General features: G+C 38.9%; 13 protein-coding genes and 1 other annotated feature. Of the genes, 3 read left to right on the top strand and 10 right to left on the bottom strand.

The window, feature by feature from the left end; translation table 11 throughout:
• Window positions 1-22: 22 nt before the first annotated feature.
• The 3 genes from aspS to ABC255_RS07565 all read right to left on the bottom strand — a co-directional run bounded on the left by aspS (window position 23) and on the right by ABC255_RS07565 (window position 3658).
• The gene (aspS, locus tag ABC255_RS07575) at window positions 23-1801 is read right to left on the bottom strand and encodes an aspartate--tRNA ligase (RefSeq protein WP_412992483.1); all 1779 of its coding nucleotides are present in this window, start codon (window positions 1799-1801) and stop codon (window positions 23-25) included.
• A 15-nt stretch (window positions 1802-1816) separates the two neighbouring features.
• The gene (gene hisS, locus ABC255_RS07570) at window positions 1817-3088 is read right to left on the bottom strand and encodes a histidine--tRNA ligase (RefSeq protein WP_412992481.1); all 1272 of its coding nucleotides are present in this window, start codon (window positions 3086-3088) and stop codon (window positions 1817-1819) included.
• An 80-nt stretch (window positions 3089-3168) separates the two neighbouring features.
• Window positions 3169-3425 (bottom strand) — a binding site (T-box leader).
• 56 nt (window positions 3426-3481) lie between these two features.
• Complete coding sequence (locus ABC255_RS07565) at window positions 3482-3658, bottom strand: hypothetical protein (RefSeq protein WP_165903056.1); 177 nt, start codon at window positions 3656-3658, stop codon at window positions 3482-3484.
• A 163-nt stretch (window positions 3659-3821) separates the two neighbouring features.
• On the opposite strand from ABC255_RS07565, the gene ABC255_RS07560 reads away from it, so the two are divergent.
• Window positions 3822-5564 carry an N-acetylmuramoyl-L-alanine amidase family protein gene (locus ABC255_RS07560; protein ID WP_412992479.1) on the top strand — a complete coding sequence of 581 codons (1743 nt, stop codon included), beginning with the start codon at window positions 3822-3824 and terminating at the stop codon, window positions 5562-5564.
• Between the two features lie 67 nt (window positions 5565-5631).
• Here ABC255_RS07560 and dtd read toward each other — a convergent pair whose 3' ends face one another.
• From dtd to ABC255_RS07530, 6 genes are all read right to left on the bottom strand, one after another.
• Window positions 5632-6075: a D-aminoacyl-tRNA deacylase gene (gene dtd / locus ABC255_RS07555; protein WP_412992477.1), complete on the bottom strand. Its 444-nt coding sequence runs from the start codon at window positions 6073-6075 to the stop codon at window positions 5632-5634.
• A 14-nt stretch (window positions 6076-6089) separates the two neighbouring features.
• Window positions 6090-8285, bottom strand: a complete 2196-nt coding sequence (locus tag ABC255_RS07550; protein WP_412992475.1) for a RelA/SpoT family protein — start codon at window positions 8283-8285, stop codon at window positions 6090-6092.
• Between the two features lie 472 nt (window positions 8286-8757).
• A complete protein-coding gene (locus ABC255_RS07545) occupies window positions 8758-9270 on the bottom strand; it encodes an adenine phosphoribosyltransferase (protein WP_335527917.1) in 513 nt (170 codons plus the stop codon).
• Window positions 9270-11624, bottom strand: a complete 2355-nt coding sequence (gene recJ / locus ABC255_RS07540) for a single-stranded-DNA-specific exonuclease RecJ (protein WP_412992473.1) — start codon at window positions 11622-11624, stop codon at window positions 9270-9272. Before recJ ends, ABC255_RS07545 begins: the two co-directional genes overlap by 1 nt.
• 103 nt (window positions 11625-11727) lie before the next feature.
• Window positions 11728-13992, bottom strand: a complete 2265-nt coding sequence (gene secDF, locus ABC255_RS07535; protein WP_412992472.1) for a protein translocase subunit SecDF — start codon at window positions 13990-13992, stop codon at window positions 11728-11730.
• A gap of 124 nt (window positions 13993-14116) precedes the next feature.
• Window positions 14117-14413: a post-transcriptional regulator gene (locus ABC255_RS07530; RefSeq protein ID WP_412992470.1), complete on the bottom strand. Its 297-nt coding sequence runs from the start codon at window positions 14411-14413 to the stop codon at window positions 14117-14119.
• A 128-nt stretch (window positions 14414-14541) separates the two neighbouring features.
• On the opposite strand from ABC255_RS07530, the gene spoVB reads away from it, so the two are divergent.
• Window positions 14542-16092, top strand: a complete 1551-nt coding sequence (gene spoVB, locus ABC255_RS07525; RefSeq protein WP_412992468.1) for a stage V sporulation protein B — start codon at window positions 14542-14544, stop codon at window positions 16090-16092.
• Window positions 16093-16132: 40 nt separating this feature from the next.
• Here the strand turns inward: spoVB and ABC255_RS07520 are convergent, their stop codons facing one another.
• Complete coding sequence (locus tag ABC255_RS07520) at window positions 16133-16795, bottom strand: DUF421 domain-containing protein (RefSeq protein WP_412992466.1); 663 nt, start codon at window positions 16793-16795, stop codon at window positions 16133-16135.
• A 164-nt stretch (window positions 16796-16959) separates the two neighbouring features.
• Between ABC255_RS07520 and ABC255_RS07515 the strand changes: the two genes are divergently transcribed.
• On the top strand, window positions 16960-17373 hold the full coding sequence (locus ABC255_RS07515; protein ID WP_412992464.1) for a TIGR04086 family membrane protein: 414 nt from the start codon (window positions 16960-16962) through the stop codon (window positions 17371-17373).
• Window positions 17374-17409 lie beyond the last annotated feature (36 nt).

Below are 17409 nucleotides of genomic sequence, written 5' to 3'. Positions count from 1 at the left end.
TTCAAGGTTTCATGAAAACGTTTTACAGATTTTTATTATTAACATTTAGTGACAAATGAAGTTCTTTTAATTGGGCTTCGGAAACAGTACCTGGTGCGTCAGTCAACAGGTCGCTGGCACTAGCTGTTTTTGGAAAAGCAATGGTATCACGCAGGTTAGAACTGCCTGCAAGCAACATTACCAATCGGTCCAAACCAAGGGCAATTCCACCGTGCGGCGGTGTACCATATTCAAAAGCATTCAACAAGAACCCAAATTGCTCTTGCGATTCTTCAGGTGTGAATCCAAGGACGTTAAACATTTTTTCCTGAACTGAACGTTCAAAAATCCTTAAAGAACCACCTCCGAGCTCATAACCATTTAATACAAGGTCATAGGCTTGAGCCCTTACTCTAGCAGGATCTGTATCTAAGTATGGAAGGTCTTCTCTTACCGGCATAGTGAATGGATGGTGTGCCGCAAAATAACGACCTTCTTCCTCACCATATTCAAGCAATGGCCAATCGGTAATCCATAGGAAATTGAATTTACTTTGATCGATTAACCCTAATTCTTTACCCAGCTTTAAACGCAGCGCTCCCAAGGCGTCAGCAACAACATTTTTCTTGTCGGCTACAAATAGGAGAAGGTCTCCTTCGTTTGCATCTAAAACCGCTCTTAAAGCATTAGCATCTTCGTCTGCAAAGAATTTAGCAATCGGACCTTTTAATCCCTCTGCATCTACCTTCAGCCATGCAAGACCTTTTGCCCCATAAACTCCGACAAATTCTGTCAGCGCATCAATATCCTTACGAGAATACTTTTCAGCAGCACCCTTGACGTTAATTCCCTTTACTTGCCCGCCATTTGCAACTGCAGCTGAAAATACTTTAAAGCCTGACTCCTTAACGACTTCAGAAAGATCTATTAGCTCTAGTCCAAAACGAGTATCAGGTTTATCAGAGCCAAAACGACTCATTGCTTCATCATATGTCATTCGTGGAAACGGAGCAGAAATATCCAGCCCTTTAACTTCCTTCATCAAACCAGTCATCATTTTTTCCATTAAGCCCAAGATATCCTCTTGACCAAGGAAACTTGTTTCAATATCGATTTGTGTAAACTCTGGCTGACGGTCTGCGCGTAAATCTTCATCACGGAAACAGCGGGCAATTTGATAGTAACGCTCAATTCCGCCAAGCATTAGCAGCTGCTTGAACAACTGTGGTGATTGCGGAAGTGCATAAAACTCACCAGGATGAACACGGCTAGGTACGAGATAGTCGCGGGCTCCCTCTGGAGTGCTTTTTGTTAAGATTGGTGTTTCAATATCTAAGAATCCTTCAGTATCAAGGAAATCTCTAATGTGCTTCGTTACTTGATGACGCATTCTTAATGTTTCAAAAATCACCGGACGACGGAAGTCTAAATATCGATATTTCAAGCGCACGTCTTCAGATACGTCTGTTTTATCAGCAATGGTAAATGGCGGTGTTTTTGCTTCGTTAATGATGGTTACGATTTCAGCTTGAACTTCTATCTTCCCGGTTTTTAAATTAGGATTTATCGTTCCAGCCTCACGGCTAATGACCGTTCCTTGAATATCGAGCACATACTCGCTGCGAATCTTCTCAGCAGTTTCCAATGCTTCTTTCGATACATCAGGATTAAAAACAACTTGAACAATACCTGAACGGTCGCGCAAATCAATAAAAATTAATCCACCCAAGTCGCGGCGTTTTGAAACCCAGCCTTTAAGTGTTACTTTTTCACCAATGGCTGATTCTGGCACATCGCCACAAAAATACGTTCTCCCATACATGAAGATCCTCTCCTTTTATCTCTTTAATTCTTGAAAATATTCTACAAATTGTGTTAAATCTATTTCCTCTTGCTCACCCGTAGCCATATTTTTTAGATTAATTTTATTATTCGAAAGCTCTTCGTCACCTAGAACCGCAACATATTTTGCGTTTAGACGGTCAGCAGCTTTAAATTGTGCTTTAATTTTTCGATTCAAATAGTCTCGCTCACAAGAAACACCTGCAAGTCGAAGTTTCTGTAGGAGTCCTACTGTATAATCCTTCGCTTCTTCACCCAACGCAGCTAGATAACAATCAATGCCTTGATTGATTTCGAGCTCGATTCCTTCAGCTTTGAGTGCAGCAATGAAGCGTTCAATACTCATCGCAAAGCCGATTCCCGGAGTTTCTGGGCCGCCCATTTCTTCGGCTAAACCGTTATATCGTCCGCCGCCGCATAAAGTGGTGATGGCTCCGAAGCCCTCTGCATCGCTCATAATTTCAAAAGCTGTGTGATTATAATAATCCAATCCGCGTACTAAATTCGGATCCACAACAAACTCAATTTCTAGCTGTGTTAAATACTGCTTTAATTTTTCAAAATAAGCCTTAGAATCATCATTTAGATAATCGAGAATCGATGGCGCAGTTTTCATTAATTCATGATTGTGATCCTGCTTGCAATCGAGAATTCTCAACGGATTCTTTTCAAGGCGGTTTTGACAATCTTGACAAAACTCTCCTATCCTTGGCTGAAAATGATTGACTAACGCGTTGCGGTGTGCGGTTCTGCTCTCCTTATCTCCAAGACTATTGATGACAAGCTTTAGCTTTTTCAATCCCATTTCCTTGTATAAGTTCATTGCAAGTGAAATAACTTCTGCATCAATTGCCGGGTCGTTACTGCCTAATGCTTCGATACCAAATTGAACAAATTGGCGGAAACGTCCTGCTTGGGGACGTTCGTATCGGAACATCGGTCCCATATAATAAAGCTTAACCGGTTGATTTGGATAACCAAACATCTTCTTCTCAACAAACGACCTTACTACAGCGGCAGTACCTTCTGGTCTTAGTGTGAGGCTGCGGCCGCCACGATCATCAAATGTGTACATTTCTTTTTGAACAATATCAGTGGTATCACCAACACCACGAGCAAATAAATCCGTTTGTTCAAAGATTGGAGTCCGAATTTCTTGATATTGATATTTTTCACAAAGCTCTCTCGCTTTTGCTTCAATCTGCTGCCATTTTTCTACTTCTCCAGGCAGAATGTCCTGTGTGCCTCTTGGAATGCTAATAGACATAGCAGATTCCTCCTTACCGTTTCTAAATTATGTAAAACCTTTATAAAAACAAAAAACTCCCGTCCCTTGTATAAATAAATACAAGGGACGAGAGTTATAATCCCGCGGTGCCACCCTAGTTGAAGGCATAAACAATCTATGCACTTCCTCTTTTACAGTTAACGCCTGCATACGTTCTTCTCCTACTAAGGAATTTGTTCCGACTAAAGAAACCTTTTTCAGAGAGAAGCCTTCGGAGTGTTCATTCATTAAGAATCATGTAGAAATGCTTTCAGCCAAGGCATTTCCTCTCTTGTCATGTTTAACCTTAATTACTATGCTCCATCATTGGTTATCGCCATGTTTATTATTTATATAATAATACGGAGCATTGAATCCAATGTCAAGAAGGATTTAGGATCTCTCCAAATGTTTTTTCAACTTTCTAACATCACCAATCGTAAGTCCAAATTCGGAGGCAAGCTCAAACGTAGTATTATGCTGTTCACTTTGAATAAAATCATGAAAATCCACACCAAATAGCCTGCTGTCCATTGATTGGATGCTATTCCCTTTATCGCTCGATCTCATCACCCATCACCTCTCAAAAATCACTATAGTTTTTATTATTTCCAACCATCCTAAAAACTTACATTCAATAGAAAATTTCAAAATAGTAGATATTTAACAATTAAGGAATGATTTCCATGCACTTTTACGATAAAATGAAAGATATTGTGAAGGGAGAGAGAGAATGATAAAGAGATTTATACGTTTGTTAGTATGTTTCACAGTCATCTTCGGAGTTTTCCTTCCGCAAGATATAGGTGTGGCAGCAAACGGTACCGTCACTATAGCAGAGGATACGGTCAATGTCCGCAATGGCCCAGGCTTAAGCTACCAGCTTGTGAAACAAGCAAAACGGGGAGAAAAATTCACTATTATTAAAGAGCAGGGCGATTGGATTCAAATTCAGCTTTCCGGTGCGAAAACAGGCTGGGTAGCCAATTGGGTTGTATCCAAAACTTCAAACGGAACAACAACAACTAGTTCTAGCAACTCAAATAAATCTACTGCGGAAGCAAACACCAATCAATTACGTGTGCGTTCTGGACCAGGAACAAGTTTCCGTATCATCGGATATTTAGATAAAGGACAAGCTGTTAGTGTTATAGATGATAATGAAAACTGGGTAAAAATATCTGCAAGCTTTGGAGAAGGCTGGGTTGCACGAGAATATCTAGATTTCAACAATAAATCTTCTAGTACCTCCAAAGAAGAAAATATTAATGCATCCATTGGAACAGGTTTTGTCACAGATACATTGAATGTCCGAAATGAACCTTCTACAACAGGAAAAGTTATCGGAAAACTAACAAAAGGGACTACTATAACGATTTATTCAAAAGGAAATAATTGGATTGAAGTAAAGTATGGAAACCAAAGGGCATGGGTTAGTGCTGACTATGTTCAATTCGGAACAGAAATACAACCAACCAACCCTACTAATGGAACAATTGGTACAGTAACTGCAAGCAGTCTTAGTGTTCGCAGCAATTTTTCCTTGAATTCGGACATTATTGGTTCCATTACACAGGGGCAGAAATTTACCATTCTTGAAGAAAGAAATAATTGGTTTAAAATTGAATTTAAAACTGGAAAAATAGGCTGGGCAGCAGGCTGGTATTTCAGCAAGGATAAACCCAATACCACCCAACTCGCTAAAGACAGCAAAGTTACCATACTACATAATGGAACAAATATTAGGAAGGACCCTACCGTTCAATCAAATGTGCTTCTACGCGCCAATGAAGGAGAGTCCTTTCCAATAAGCAGTGTTGAAAATGATTGGTACGAAATTACATTACCAAACGGAACAAATGGATATATTGCTGGATGGCTCGTAACAACCAATGGAACTGGACCTGGAATTGATAAACAAGGGGCAGAGGCTTATTTAAGTTCCAAGACCATTGTGATTGACCCTGGGCATGGTGGGATCGATACTGGGGCTACTGGCGCAGGAGGAACACTTGAAAAAGAATTAACGCTGCGTACTGCGAAGCTACTATCGGATAAGCTAAAAGCAGCTGGAGCCAATGTTTTTCTTACAAGAAGCAACGATTCGTTTCTTCCACTGCCATCAAGAGTAAGAATGGCAAGTGTTCATCAGTCAGATGCGTTTATTAGCTTACATTATGATAGTAATCTAGATCGAAGCGTCCGGGGGACTACAGGCTATTACTATCATGATTATCAAAAAAAACTAACCGAATATGTTTATAATTCAACCAATGCACAGACCAGGTTAAAAAGCCGCGGTGTCCGTTCTGGTGACTACCATGTCATTCGTGAGAATACAAGGCAAGCAGTACTCATGGAATTGGGCTACCTAAGTAATTCGGCGGAGGAAATGACCCTAACATCAGGGCAATTCCAAGAAAATGCAGCAACAGGTCTATATAATGGACTTGCCCGATACTTTAAGGAACAATAATAAAAGCTAGGGGCTTCAGCTAAATAGTAAAAAAATGCTTGGCAGCTATAAAAGTGCCAAGCATTTTTTAACTTTTACTATCAACAATAAGTGTAACAGGACCATCATTAATTAATTCGACATCCATCATCGCCCCAAAGATACCTGTTTCAACCTTGATACCTTTTTCACGTAATAAACCATTAAATCTTTCATATAACTGGTTTGCCTGTTCTGGTCTAGCAGCCTCCATGAAATTGGGTCTTCTTCCTTTACGGCAATCACCATACAAGGTAAATTGAGAGACAGAAAGAATTTCACCGCCAACATCTAATAAAGATAAATTCATCTTTCCAGCATCATCTTCAAATATCCGTAGATTTGCAATTTTATCTGCTAAAAAAGCTGCATCTTCCTCTGTATCCTGATGTGTTACCCCGACAAGAAGGACAAGACCTTTAGAAATTTGACCCGTTATTTCTCCGTTAACAGTGACCTTTGCCTTTTTACTTCGCTGTACAACAACTCGCATTTTAAGTAAACTCCCTAATTCATAATCCGGCGAACCGAATAAATATCTGGTATCTGTTTAATCCGATCAACCACTTTTTGCAAATGGCTCACATTGTGGATAGCAATAGACATTATTATCGTCGCCATTTTATTTCGATCGGATCGACCAGAAACAGCAGAAATATTAGTTTTTGTTTCATTTACTGCCTGAAGAACCTCATTTAGTAAACCACGGCGGTCGTAACCACTAATCTCGATATCTACATTATATTCTTTCCGGTCATTTAAAGAGGATTCCCACTCAACAGGAATTAACCTGGTCTGCGCATCATTAGAGTCGATATTAGTACAATCCGCACGATGAACAGAAACACCGCGTCCTTTTGTAATAAAACCAACAATTTCATCACCTGGGACAGGGTTACAGCATCGTGATAAGCGGATTAATAAATTATCGATTCCAGCAACACGTACACCGGACTCTCGCTTTTTGGTAGAAGGGAATGCCTTCATATCAGAAATAGCATTTGTGATCGTAGCAGATTGCTCCTGATCCCGTTTTTTACGCCATTTCTCGGTTAAACGATTGGCTACCTGCAGTGCGGTTACACCATTATAGCCAACCGCTGCATACATATCGTCTTCATTGGCAAAATTAAACTTTTCAGCTACCTTTTTCAAATTATCAGCAGTTAGAATCTCTTTTAAATCAAATTCCATTGCGCGGATTTCTTTTTCTACGAGCTCTCTGCCTTTATCGACATTTTCATCACGGCGCTGTTTCTTAAAAAAGGCACGTATTTTGTTCTTGGCCTGTGAAGTTTGTGCTAGCTTTAACCAGTCTTGACTAGGACCATAGGAATGCTTAGATGTGAGAATTTCGATAATGTCACCCGTCTTGAGTCGATAATCCAGCGTGACCATTTTACCGTTCACTTTCGCCCCTATCGTTTTATTCCCGATTTCAGAGTGAATTCGATAAGCAAAATCAATGGGAACTGAGCCAGACGGTAATTCAATTACATCTCCTTTTGGTGTAAACACAAAAACCATATCAGAGAATAAATCGATTTTTAGTGATTCCATAAACTCTTCTGCGTTTGCAGTGTCATTCTGGAATTCAAGGATTTCTCTAAACCATGTTAATTTTTGTTCGTAAGAAGTTGTATCAGCAAGTGCTTTCCCCTCTTTATACGCCCAGTGTGCCGCAATACCAAATTCTGCAATCCGGTGCATTTCTGACGTCCGAATTTGAACCTCCAGCGGGTCACCCTTAGGACCAATGACTGTTGTATGAAGAGATTGATACATATTCGGCTTAGGCATCGCAATATAGTCCTTAAAACGCCCCGGCATAGGCTTCCAGCACGTATGAATAATTCCTAATACAGCGTAGCAATCCTTTATACTATTTACTACTATTCGAACAGCAAGTAAATCATAGATTTCACTAAACTGTTTATTTTGCTGAACCATTTTTCGGTAAATGCTATAAATATGTTTAGGTCTTCCATTAAGCTCCGCATTAATGGACACTTCTTTCATTCTGTCACGAACCTCGTCCATTACATCGACTAAGTATTGCTCCCGTTCTGCACGCTTTTTCTTCATCAAGTTAACAATCCGATAATATTGCTGTGGATTTAAGTATCTTAATGCAGTATCTTCCAGCTCCCACTTAATCTTAGAAATACCAAGACGATGGGCCAAAGGTGCAAAGATTTCAAGTGTTTCATTTGAAATCCGGCGCTGCTTCTCAACAGGAAGGTGCTTAAGCGTCCTCATATTATGCAAACGATCGGCAAGCTTAATCAAAATAACGCGGATATCCTGAGCCATAGCCACGAACATTTTTCTGTGGTTCTCTGCCTGCTGTTCCTCGTGTGATTTATATTTAATTTTTCCTAATTTCGTAACCCCGTCGACAAGCATGGCCACTTCGTCATTAAATTCCGTCTCGATGTCCTTTAAGGTAACATCCGTGTCTTCAACGACATCATGGAGAAAACCAGCGGCAACCGTTGCAGGATCCATCTCCAAATCCGCCAGAATTCCAGCAACTTGAATCGGATGAATAATGTAAGGCTCTCCTGATTTTCTATATTGTTCACGATGAGAATGTTTTGCGAATTCATAGGCTCTTTTTACAAATTCACAATGCTCTTCGTTTAAATAGGCCCTCGTCTTGTCGATGACTTGTTCGGCGGTTAACACTTGATCGTTCGCCATAAAAGATCACCTTATTTTTCGTCTCATTTTTTATTATTAGATGTATTTCTATTTAAACTAGTTACTAATGAATGTTACTATTATCGAAAAAAAAAGCTCAGATGTAAAGGGATAGATATTATTTTACTGTATTTTGCGAAAAAAGTGTCGAATTACAGATTATTAGTTCGCTGTATTAGATTAGTCTGTTGATTTCCGCTCCACTAAGGAAAGCTTCTTCGAATAATCACCGCAGGGACAGGCGGTCTCTGCCTGTCACGAGGCACTTCGCTTTCCGCAGGCGTTGCGGTGAGCCTCCTCGGCGCTAGCGCCTGTGGGGTCTCACCTGCTCCGTACTCCTGCAGGAGTCTTCGTGCCTTCCGCTCCAATCAAAAGTTTCTCCAATACTAGAATGCTTTTTTAGCCAAGTTTTAAAATAATTGCTCTTTTATTATAACAAGAGAGCACTCAATTACGAGTGCCCTCAATACTATTAATAATTCATCAATGTCATGATGTCGTAGCCTTCGAGTTTTTTACGTCCTTCAAGGTACGTTAATTCAACTAGAAAAGCAATTCCAGCAACCACACCGCCAAGCTGTTCAACTAATTGAATAGTTGCATCGATTGTTCCGCCAGTGGCTAGTAGGTCATCTGTAATCAGAACACGTTGTCCTGGTTGTATTGCATCCTTATGGATAGTGAGGACATCACTTCCATATTCTAGTCCATAGCTTACTTTAACCGTTTCACGCGGTAATTTTCCTTCCTTACGGACAGGAGCAAAGCCAATTCCAAGAGAATAGGCTACTGGGCATCCAATAATAAATCCTCTTGCCTCAGGACCAACAATTAAATCAATTTGTTTATCCTTCGCATAGTCAACAATTTGATCCGTTGCGTACTTATATGCTTCCCCATTATTCATTAATGGAGTGATATCCTTGAAGGTAATTCCTGGTTTTGGATAATCTGGCACGATTGCTATAAATTGCTTTAAGTCCATTACTTAATTGCCTCCTCAATATTAACTGATTCCTCGATAACCTGATCAAACCAGCTCTTTAATTGTTGAAAGGAAGAAAATAATAAATCTCTTTCAAGTGCATACTGAGCCTGTTTTGTTTGGTAGGTAATTGAGTCAGTTAGGTCACGCTTTTGTGATTGTTTATTCAATGTAATAAATCCATTGTTTATTGTAACAAAATCTAGTTCAGAAAACACCTTTGACATGAAAGTGATGGTTTCCGTTGACCAGCCACGGTGTTTGGCAATTTCATCCCCATGGCGCCCTAAATCAATCGGACCCTTTTTTAGTAAAAAAGCATAAAACCATTTAAAATGGTCCCTAGTTGGCAGAGTACTAAAGAAATCACTCGATTCTTTATGGAAATACGCATAGATACGAGCAGGCTGTTTTCCATTAAACAAGTGACAAAGTATTTCCTTTGACGGCGGCAGGTCAACGAGAACGACATTTGCCTGATGAGAATCGAAGCCTCTAGCCTCTACTTCATCTTTAATAAATATTACCTCACTCGTCAGAGCAGGGTCCATTTTTTCAAGCTGTTCTTCGTTAAAAATAATATAGTTTCGCTTTTCATTAGGAATAGTTTTAACCATTGAGTTTATCCGTTTTACCCCGCGATGATCAAATAATTGCCATGTTTCAACTGAAACATCCTGGATAAAAATTTGAGGTTTACGGATATTATTCCACTCATTGATAGCTAATTCACCAATTATCGAAATTTTTGATGCTGGTGAAATATGGTCAACTAATTGTCCTAGTCCAAAGCCAATTCCATCTAAATTCGTACCGTTATCATTAACCATCACTTTCAAGTGATTTTGTTCTGAACCAATTTTTCTCATCGTCGATATTTGGACATTACTGATTAACACCTTCGGCTTAGGGTTGTCCATTCCAAATGGAGCAAGGAGATTTAGTTCACCCAGCGAGGATAAATTGATTTCATCCACCATTATTTGATGATCCAGTGTGGTAATTGGGATAAAATCATCTTCTGATAACTGCTCATTCGCCAGATTTTTTAATCTTTGACGGAGGTCAGAAACATCTTCTAACTTTAATGTCATTCCAGCTGCCATAGGATGACCGCCAAAATGAGGAAGAATATCTCGGCATTCCGATAGATTTTTAAACAAATCAAAACCTGCAATACTTCGAGCAGAGCCCTTTGCTAAGCCCTTTTCCTTATCAAAGCTTAGAACAATTGTCGGCCGGTAAAACTTTTCCACTAATCTAGACGCAACGATGCCAACTACACCGGCATTCCAGCCTTCTCTACCAATGATAAGTACTGAATTCGAATCAATAGGAAAATTTCTCTCAACCTCTTCAATCGCTTCAAGGGTAATGGAATTGACAATAGATTGTCTCGTCTTGTTTAATTCATCCATTTCTTGTGCAAGAGCCTCCGCTTCGAATGGATCATCCGTAAGCAAAAGTTCCACAGCCATATCTGCATTTTCCAGTCTGCCGACAGCATTAATTCTTGGTGCCAGTGAAAAGCCTATTGTTTCCTCGTTAATGTTTTGCTGGTCTACACCTGCTACTTTTAATATCGCTTTTAGACCTTTATTCTTTGTAACTTTAAGTTTCTCCAAACCTTTTTTGGCGATGAGGCGATTTTCATCTTTTAACGAAACTAAATCCGCAATGGTGCCAATAACAGCAATTTCTAACAATTGCTCTGGAACTTCACCGTAAAGCGCATGGGCTAATTTAAAGGCCACACCTACTCCAGCGAGCTCACGAAAAGGGTAGACACTATCCGGGAGTTTTGGATGAATAATGGCCAGAGCCTCAGGTAAAACAGGACCTGGCTCATGGTGGTCTGTAATAATTAAATCAAGACCGAGTTCTTTCGCAATTGCTGCTTCGTTTGTTGCCGATATGCCTGTATCTACAGTAATAATTAACTTAATTCCATTTTCAGCTGCACGACGAAAGGCTGGTTCGTTCGGTCCGTAACCTTCCGTAAACCGATTCGGAATATAGAATTGGACATTTGCCCCTAAATCTCTAAGTGTGAGCATTAATACAGTTGTACTACTCACACCATCTGCATCATAATCACCAAATATTAATATAGGTTCTTGTCGTTCAATAGCTTCCCGTATTCTGTTTACAGCAATATCCATACCTTTTAACAAATAGGGGTCATGAAATTGCTCTTTTCCATATAAAAAATACCGTGCAGAATCAACGGTATTTAATCCGCGGTTGATAAGCAGCGACGCAACAAGTGGCGTAATTTTCAATTCGTTTTCGAGAGTTTTTACTAGTTGTTGATCAGATTTACGAACAACCCATCTAGTTTTCGACTTTAACATGCGTTCACCCCTCAGACTTATCTATTATACAGGAGTAAACAGGTCCTTTCAACGTAAATCTGGAATAGAAAAACCGCAGAGTGACTGCGGTTTTAGCATTTGTTTATACTTGAGGCTCATCAGAGTACTTTTTCTTTTCTTTTACTGTTTTAATCGTACCCTTCTTTTTCAATTCCCTTGCTTTTAGAACTACCCAAAGATTAGTAGCAATAAAGATAGAAGAGTATACGCCTGTTATTAATCCAACTAACAAAGCGATGTTGAAATTGAGGATTGATTCACTGCCAAATACAATCATCGCAACCACTGTTATTAAAACAGTGAAAACTGTATTAACAGAACGAGTTAAAGTTTGACGAACACTCACATTCACAACATCAGCAATATCTTCAAACGTTTTAAGTCTTTTCTTCTTTTGTAGGTTTTCACGCATTCTGTCGAAGGTAACAATTGTATCATTAATAGAATAACCGATAATCGTTAGAACAGCAGCGATAAAGGTTAAATCCACTTCTAACCGCGTAATGCTGAAAAAAGCAACCATAAAGAAAGCATCATGAAGCAATGAAGCAATCGCCGCAACTGCCATTGCAAATTCAAAACGAAGTGTTACATAGATAATAATTCCGATGGAAGCAATAACGAGGGCGATTACTCCATCTTTCGCCAATTCCTTACCAACTGTTGGAGAAACAGTACTTACACTTGGGTCAGAGCCAAACTCATCGTGAAATGCTGATTTCAACTCTGCTATTTCATCCTTCGATAGAACCCCTTTCATACGTGCAGAAGCCATTTCGTTGTTCTCACCTGAAAGAGTAATGTCATCAATTTCAATATCCTGTTTTTCAAAAGCAGCTTCAACCTGCTCCGTTGTTAATGATTTGTCAGATAATACTTCAATTCGAGTACCACTTGAGAAATCAATAGACAGATTTAGGCGGAATACAAGGATTAGAACTAAACCAAGCACAATAAGGGCTCCAGAGATGATGAAGAATAATTTTCTAACCTTAACAAAATCAAATCTGTCCCATCTCGTTGGCAGGTCGAGCGTATCATAATTTTCAGCAATATCTTTGATCGCAGATTTTTTCACACCGAACCAGCCGGTCTTTTTGTTTAAAAAGCCGCTATTCACCCATAAACCTAGTAATAGGCGGGAACCAAACACAGCTGTGATAAAGCTTAATAAAATACTCACCAATAGCATGGTGGCAAATCCTTTTATGGAGCTTGTCCCGAAGTAGAAAAGAACAGCAGCTGTTAAAATCGTCGTTAAGTTTGAATCAAGAATAGAGGTAAAAGAGCCTTTACTTCCAGCTTGGAAGGCGGATTTAATAGATTTACCTACCTTAATCTCTTCTCTAATTCGTTCGTACGTAATAATGTTGGCATCAACTGCCATACCAACCCCTAAAATAAGGGCGGCTATTCCTGGAAGGGTTAGAACCCCATTCATCCAATCAAATACTAATAAGACAAGATAAATATAAATAGATAAAGTAACCGTTGCGATAAAGCCCGGAAAACGATAATAGACTAGCATGAATAAATAGATGATAGCTATCCCGATAATACCTGCTAAAATGGTTTCATTTAATGCCTGTTCCCCAAATTTAGCGCCAACAGAAGTGGAATAAACTTCAGTCAACTTAACAGGAAGGGCTCCAGCGTTTAAAAGAGAAGCGAGCTCTTGTGCCTCCTCTGCTGTGAAGCTTCCTACAATTGAAACTGTATTTTGATTGAATATTTCTCTCACAGTAGGTGCAGATAAAAATTTAGGATCTTCTTTTGTAACTTCCGTTTTAAATGAATCCTTTCCTTCTTCGAAATCTAGCCAAATGACTAAATAATTATCTGGTGCCATTTTCACAATTTCTTCTGTAACATTTTTGAACTTGTCGGCACTTTTTAATTTCAATGAAACGCTCGGTGCTCCATTTTCATCAAAGGTCTGGCTCGCACCATTTTCCGCTAGATCAGCACCGTCCATCATAACGCGGTCATTGGCATCACGGAAAGTAAGGTTTGCTTGCGTTGAAAGAATTTCTCGTGCTTCATTTTGATCTGTTACCCCGGCAAGCTGAACACGAATCCGATTTTCACCCTCAATTTGAATAGTTGGTTCACTTACTCCTAAAACATTTATTCGTCTATCAAGGGCCTCGGCTGTACTTGCTAAGGTTTCTTTGTCAATTTTTTGACCTTTTTTGGCTGGTGTTACCTCATATAAAACTTCGAAACCGCCTTGAAGGTCCAAACCCAGTTTAATGTTTTTTAAAATGCCAGAAGTGGTAATTCCCATTGTGCTTCCTAATAATATTACTACTAGCAGGAAAGCGATAATTCTACTGCGCTTAACCATTATGTATTGTTCCTCCTTAGGGCTTAAGAAAAAGCACTGCAACGTAAAGCCTTATATAAAAAAAGCATTGCTTTTATTATGAAATAGTTTAGAAATACTGTCAATTTTATCTAAAAACACAAATTTATTTTAACAATTCCTTCCATTCATCTTCATCTTCTAGATTAAAATCATTATTTTTATATGTCTGAATCGTAGTAAAGCTTATATAATCACTGACCTTAACAGTAAGGATATCATCAATAATCTTGTAAAGTCTTATATCCTCTTTGACCTTCTTCCATTTCTTTCTTGTTAAGAATTCCCAAAGTCCACTTTCTGTTACTTCTTGATAACCAAGTAAGCGAAATTCCTCTAACTTGCTGATTAAAGCTGGTTTTACATTGGTAAAAAAATGATTGTACGCATGACTCTTCTCCACCTGAATAGCCTCCCTAAATCCCTCTTAATTATCTTTAAAATCAAAACACCTTGTCATGCTTTGTCCACCCTTATGCATATAGATTAATTGTATATGAATTCTTCTTTTTTGAGAAGGTGGGAAGTAGTATGTCGAAGTTTTTAAAAGGGACCTTTATCCTATTAATAGCAGGATTAATTACGAGGGTACTCGGATTTATTAACAGAATTGTCATAGCTAGAAGTATTGGTGAAGAAGGTGTCGGCCTCTATATGATGGCTTATCCCACCTTTATCCTTGTTGTGACTTTAACCCAAATGGGACTGCCAGTCGCCATTTCAAAAAATATTGCCGAGGCCCAAGCAAAAGGAAACCATCAGGAAGTTAAAAAAATTCTCGTTGTATCTCTTGCAATTACCATTTCGCTATCACTGATTTTTACTCCAGCTTTAATTTTGTTAGCGCCCATTTTATCTACCACTCTCTTTACCGATCCTAGAACGTATTATCCTTTAGTAGCAATTGCACCAGTGGTACCCATTATAGCAATTTCTTCTGTTTTGAGAGGCTATTTTCAGGGCAGACAAAACATGCGCCCTTCTGCTGTCTCACAAATCTTAGAACAGTTCGTGAGGATTACTTTAATTGCCGTCATGACGAAGGCTTTCCTGCCTTATGGTATTGAGTATGCTGCAGCTGCAGCCATGGTAGCAGCCATCATAGGTGAAATTGTTTCCTTACTTTACTTAATGACTACCTTTAAATTAAAGAAACGCTTTAGGGTAAGAAAGAATTTTTTCAAATCTGTTCATGCAGGTAAAAAAACGTTCAAAGAATTAATGGAAATTGCATTACCAACAATGGGCAGCAGAATGATAGGGTCTGTATCTTGGTTCTTCGAACCAATTGTTGTGGCTCATAGTTTAGCCCTTGCTGGTGTTGCAGCCGTCGCAGCTACGAAGCAATATGGTTCATTAACAGGCTTTGCAATGCCGTTATTATTGCTCCCTTCATTCATCACTTATTCTCTGGCAACGTCTCTTGTCCCTGCCATTAGTGAGGCAAACTCGAAAAATAACCATAAATTAATAGAACACCGATTGCAGCAGGCATTAAGATTTGCCTTTTTAACAGGAGGATTGTCTGTAATTGTCCTATATGTGTTGGCTGACCCGCTAATGGAACTTATGTATGGCTCAACAAAAGGTTCCTACTTTATTCGTCTGATGGCACCGTTTTTCTTATTTTATTATTATCAAGGACCGCTCCAAGCTGTTTTGCAGGCATTAAATCTGGCTAGAGCAGCTATGATTAACAGTTTAATCGGAGCAGTTGTAAAAACAGCTGTAATCTTCTTACTCGCTTCACAGCCTTCATTTGGTATTACAGGTGTTGCTTTAGGGATTATCGTTGGTTTTGTTTTAGTAACCATACTCCATTTTGCCACGGTGTTAAAGAAAATATCGTTTAGTTTTTATATACGGGATTACGTCAAAGGAGCCATCATCATGACAATCTCTGCTTATCTTGGCTATTGGCTGTATGAGCACATTCTTTTAGGTGAGCATTTAGTGGTGAGAGTTTTGTCCGCTGCCAGTTGTATGTCACTTGCTTATATTATTCTTCTAATAATCGGCGGTTTAATTAAAAAAGACGATCTCAAGAGGATTCCGATTATTCGTAATTTAATCCCGGTTTGACTCATAAAGAAGACACGCTTTATTTGCCCAGCGTGTCTTCCTATTGTTCATCCATTATGTCGACAAAAAACTTACCATTCTCATAACTGCAAAATGAAAGCTTACGTATATCCCGGTATCCTAATTTTTTTAATTCCTGACGAAGCCAAAAATTTGTTTTATTTATACGCAGCAGATTTTCTTCCTCAATCACTCCATCAATAATTAAGGGAATCGTAATATCCCCTTCCTTAGGTTCACCATTAGGATTATTTATTTTTTCAATCACGGATAGGCTTCCCGAAGATTCCAAAATGGCAAACTCAACATCAGCAATACTGCGGATATCCTTTTCTCTTAATTGCGTTAACAAATCATCAAAGTTGTAGCGCTGCTTTCTCATGGCTTGTTCATCAATTTTCCCTTTATTAATAATAATAGTTGGTTTCCCATCTACAAGGTCACGAAACCGTTTACTCTTTAATGAAAGCATGGCTAAGCCTATTTGTATTAGCACTAATAAGACCATCGGAATTATCGTTTCAATAAGTGGTCTTTTGGGATTATCGATTGAGACAATAGCCATCTCACCGATCATGACAAAGACAACAAGATCAAGAATACTTAACTCTCCTATTTCTCGTTTACCCATAACTCGAAAAAAGAGAAGGATGAGTACATAAAAAAATATTGTTCGAAACATGATCATTAAGTACTGTTCCATTGCTGTCCGCCCCTTTTTTTCACTCAATTATATTGTTAGCAATTTTGGCTTAATCATTTAAGGAATGTTAACCCAAAACAATTAAAATTTTTTATTCTACTTTTAAAAAACGAGGAATATGCTTGTACTAGGTAAGAATCTGTTTATCTTAGGGCTTTAAGATAATGCCACTGAAGGGGGAGAGTAAAATCGAATCAAAAAGCTTTGGTACAGCTATTTTGTACGGGTTAATTTTTATCTTCTTATTTGCAATTGTCAGCAGCCTGATCTTTGCAATAATTCTTAGATTTACTTCTGTTCGGGAAGTCTCACTTCAATACGTTATTACAGCAGTATCCTTTATTGGGCTGTTTGGAGGAGGATTTTTATCCGGTGGAAAGCGAAAACAAAAGGGCTGGCTGATTGGGGGATTAACTGGCTTAATTTATAGCCTGATTGTCTTTTTATCGCAATTTTTAGGCTACGATCGCCTTTTTGACGTTGAACAAGTCATTTACCATGTTTGCTATACATTAATTGCCATGATGGGTGGAATTTTAGGGGTAAATATAGCAACAAACAATTCAAGAACAGCATAGAAAAAGGAAGCCAGAGTATTTTGGCTTCCTTTTTTC

Origin of the sequence: Neobacillus canaveralius (assembly GCF_047237705.1) — a bacterium.
Taxonomy (GTDB): domain Bacteria; phylum Bacillota; class Bacilli; order Bacillales; family Cytobacillaceae; genus Neobacillus; species Neobacillus niacini_K.
This window is presented reverse-complemented; position numbering and strand designations above follow the sequence as displayed.